Source organism: Bacillus sp. SIMBA_005, assembly GCF_046535585.1.
GTDB lineage: Bacteria > Bacillota > Bacilli > Bacillales > Bacillaceae > Bacillus > Bacillus pumilus.
The window spans coordinates 1-255 of record NZ_JAWRWI010000760.1 but is presented as its reverse complement, the minus strand read 5'-3'; the positions used below and the strand labels follow the sequence as shown (position 1 = coordinate 255).

Genomic DNA, 255 nt, shown 5'->3' with positions numbered 1-255 from the left:
GGGTGCCGGTGAGCTCCACATCGAGCGATCCCGCCGAGACGCCGAGAACGGCCCGCTGCACACCGTCGGGTGTGACGTCCGCTCGACCGGCGCTCAGGTCGACGTCGATGCCCGTGGCCTCCCCCTCGACATCGATCGAGCCCGCGTTCACGTCGATCCCCAGGTCTCCGAATGCGCCCTTGACGTCGAGGCTGCCGGAGTTCACCGTGAAGTCGCCGTCCAGCTGCTCGCCCCGCAGCTCCTCCGGAAGCGTCA

1 protein-coding gene is annotated in these 255 nt (G+C 69.4%); it reads right to left on the bottom strand.

Annotation, left to right across the window (positions count from 1 at the left end; translation table 11 throughout):
- A partial coding sequence (locus SB660_RS22100; RefSeq protein ID WP_410584611.1) for a hypothetical protein occupies positions 1-255 on the bottom strand: 255 nt, incomplete at both ends.